Annotated in this window: 4 protein-coding genes; 3 read left to right on the top strand and 1 reads right to left on the bottom strand. The window is 57.0% G+C overall.

The window, feature by feature from the left end:
- Window positions 1–171: 171 nt before the first annotated feature.
- A complete protein-coding gene (locus QMG52_RS21480; protein ID WP_283562436.1) occupies window positions 172–297 on the bottom strand; it encodes a hypothetical protein in 126 nt (41 codons plus the stop codon).
- A gap of 963 nt (window positions 298–1260) precedes the next feature.
- Here QMG52_RS21480 and QMG52_RS21470 point away from each other — a divergent pair.
- From QMG52_RS21470 to QMG52_RS21460, 3 genes are all read left to right on the top strand, one after another.
- Window positions 1261–1599 carry a cupin domain-containing protein gene (locus tag QMG52_RS21470; RefSeq protein ID WP_283562435.1) on the top strand — a complete coding sequence of 113 codons (339 nt, stop codon included), beginning with the start codon at window positions 1261–1263 and terminating at the stop codon, window positions 1597–1599.
- A 388-nt stretch (window positions 1600–1987) separates the two neighbouring features.
- On the top strand, window positions 1988–2350 hold the full coding sequence (locus tag QMG52_RS21465; protein WP_283562434.1) for a cupin domain-containing protein: 363 nt from the start codon (window positions 1988–1990) through the stop codon (window positions 2348–2350).
- 195 nt (window positions 2351–2545) lie between these two features.
- On the top strand, window positions 2546–2923 hold the full coding sequence (locus tag QMG52_RS21460) for a cupin domain-containing protein (protein WP_283562433.1): 378 nt from the start codon (window positions 2546–2548) through the stop codon (window positions 2921–2923).
- Window positions 2924–3328: the final 405 nt, after the last annotated feature.

Genomic DNA, 3328 nt, shown 5'->3' with positions numbered 1-3328 from the left:
CGGCACCGGTCCGGGCGATCACACGGTCCACCACATCAGGGGCGAAGACGCGCGTCAGCACGCCCAGCGAGACGTCATCACTCAACCGTTCAGAACTTTCGGGCTTCACCCATCCACTGCGTGCCATGAAAAAAGATTAACAGACAAAACCCTAAGTAAACGGCATTGCGCCTAGAGGATGTTCATAGTGGACACGTTGATCAAACTCCGGCCATGAATGCTGGTCACCACGTTGTTTTCGCGGTACAGCCGGCCGATCACCGGAATCATGGCCTCGGCGAGGGCCTCCCTCTCCATCCACCTATCAAGACGAGAATCTGAGTTTTGTAGCATCGGGCTGCCTTTCCAAAAAGGGGATCTGTTTGAGCTTCAGCTCCCGAGGTGCTCCAGGGACTGCAGGAATCTGGCGGCTCCTTGCTCAGGTTGTGCCGCCGTGCTGTTTTGGCCCGATGAGATCCTGAGCGGATGTTCAAAAATGCCCTCACACCCCTTGTCTTGGTCGAAGAGCCGGCCAAGTTTGCCACCCTCGTGTGCCGTCGGTCTTTTCGAAGGAGATGGGCTAATCGGTGGCGGACCGTACTTACCTGGCTGCCAGCACCGGAGCCAAGATCAGTTTTCTGCTGGGCTGGAACCACCGCGACGGCGTCAGCCAGGTCAGCGAGCGCAGAGCCCGGGTTTGCGGTAAGGGCAACGGTCCTCGCCTGTGCTTTGGCTGCGGTCTCGGCAGCTTTCACAACCCCGGAGGTGCCCCCGGAACCGGATGCGACCAGAAGAAGCAGCCTGGAGCCAGCTGCTCTACGCCGATGACTGCGTCGGTAGCTGCAATCTTCCCCAAGACAAGGGAAACGTTGCTGGCGTTGGTTCCCCCGGATACTTCCGAGGCGGGTTCGTTCATGACGCTGAAATGCAACTCTCCTCCTCCAGACGTGGGCCTTTCGTCCATCCTCCTATCATTTGCGGGTAGGGTAAGCGCTCATTCGGGATGGTTCAAACTACTCGTTTTGGTAGCTACTGCATGGATAGCCCCGTCGATCGTTACATATTGAGTCATTGCGAACCATTGACTTGAACATCCGTTCATGTCACAGTATTCACATCGCAGTGACACGCATCACGTCGATGGAGTGTCACTCAGATCTACAAGGCATACCGCAAAGCAGATTCCCCACTACAGAAACGGTAAAGACAATGGCCACAACCACGCCTCAACCCCCGCCACTGACGTCGGGGGAAGCAATCGATTTTTGGCCGGCGGAGCCCATGAAGGCCCTGAAGGGCGATTGGGGGCGATTGAGCTGCAGGTTCATCAACGCTCATCCTGAAGGCGGCTGGAACGACTTCATCCTCTCGGAATGGGAGCTGAAGGCCTGCGCCTGGGAGGACTTCCACCCACACAGCGAGACTGCTTTCGTGCTGGAAGGCGAACTCCATATCGAGAGCCAAGGCAAGACTGTCATCCTGAAGCCGGGTGATTCGGCGCGTGTCAATCCCGGCCGGATGGGCAGGTACTGGGCACCCGTCTATGCGCGGATGGTCACCATTTACGGCCCCAACCCCGAAGGTCTAGAGTCACACTCCTTCCGATACTCCGAAATCTGAGCCCTGATACATCCCCGTCAGGACGGGACGCCTACACGACCTACGCCCTAAACTGCGCTCACAAGTGGGTGCTGCCTGCATCCATGGTGAGCCTAGGCCCTTACTGGCTTGGAGTCGACGGAGCCTTGGTCGTTGATCAGTAAAACAGGCTGATCCACTCGACAATTAAGTGGCCGGTGGAGCGGACGTGTACATCCGGATTCGAAGCCGGAATCAGCATGCCCATCCTGGCAGGATTCATGGATCGCCTTGTGCGTGCCTTAGCAGGACGCCTGCGCGACGCGGAACACCTTGAGTGCCGCATCTAAGGGCACGTCGGTCCGCAATTAACTAAAAACAAAACTTATATCGGCAGAAGTGGCTGATAGCCCCCACGAAAGGGAAAGTAATGACTGAAAAGACAGCCTCCATCTCCGCCAGCCTTATCCGCGATGCAGAGAAGGTTAAGGAGCTGGAGGATTGGGGTCCTTGTCCTGAAGCGACTGGACCGCAGATGGATACGCGCGGAATATACCTGTGGAAGGACGAGAACGGTGCCGAATCTGGCATTTGGGAATGCACCGCTGGGCCTTCTCGCTGGGTTCTTGAAACACACGAGTTTTTGCATGTTCTTTCAGGGTCGATGACGATCAACGCCGACGGCGGCGAGCCCGAGTTCGTTGGGCCCGGAGACGCGGTCTTCGTTCCCCGGGGCTGGAGCGGTAACTGGGAGATTCACGAGACACTGCGCAAAGTTTTCGTGATCTTCTAACAGCGGCGAAGACGGGGCTTCCGATGCGAAACCCTATCGGCTGCTCCCAGAAATTTCAGTGCCCAGGAGAGCTGCTACGAGCTCTGCTACAGCAAACACGCAACAATAACGGCCATCAAAAATGAACAGTTCTGACAAAGATTAAGTCAGACTTTCACAACACTAATCACCACAGCACTATTTACAGGAGTAACCATGGAAACCGTCGTAGGAACACTGAGCAAAACCGGATCCATTCACAAGGTGGAAAACGGTTATATTGGACTGCCGTCGATGAACGTGCCTGGATGTGACGCCGCCATCGCGGACTCCCTCACCAACCCCGAGGGCTCGGTCATGAGCTCCGGATTCTTCGAGCTGAAGGCCTCCGAACCCCTGGTGTACACGTACACCTGCGACGAGATGAAGGTCGTTATCAAGGGTGAGTTCATCCTCACCGACCGGGCGACAGGGGAAGTGACACACGCGAAGGAGCGCGACGTGCTGTTTTTCCCCAAGGGAGCAGAAGTGACGTTTGAGACCCCTGACTACGGTCTGGGGTTCTTCACCGCTCACGGCTCCATGTCAGCCTAGGGAACATCGCACGATCCGAATCCATGCCGCCGGCAACAGTTAGATACCGGTGGCTCCCCGGGTCGCCAATGCATACTCGCTCACCGGTTCAGGCAGCACCCCCATCCGAATACACCATCTCGGTACTCCAAGTCGAAGACAGCGCTGGCGGCTCTCTGGCCATGCATCAGCTCGTCATCGGTGACCGTGTTCAGGCTTCGCGTCCCCGTAATTACCTTTGCCCCTGCGGCAACAGTTACGCATCGTCTGCTTGTTGGCGTAGGGGCGAAGTCGCCTGGAGGGGGACGTTCCCTACCAGTACTTCGAGGGACACCCCAGCACCGGGATCTTTACCTGACCGACCGAGTCAAAGCCGAGAACACCACCATGATGTGCTGCGTTTCACGCAGCCAAGACGAAGAATTG

The organism is Paenarthrobacter sp. PH39-S1 (assembly GCF_030063245.1).
In the GTDB taxonomy this organism is placed as follows: Bacteria; Actinomycetota; Actinomycetes; order Actinomycetales; family Micrococcaceae; genus Arthrobacter_M.
Note: the sequence above shows the minus strand (reverse complement) of the source record. Positions and strands in the feature narration are given on the sequence as shown.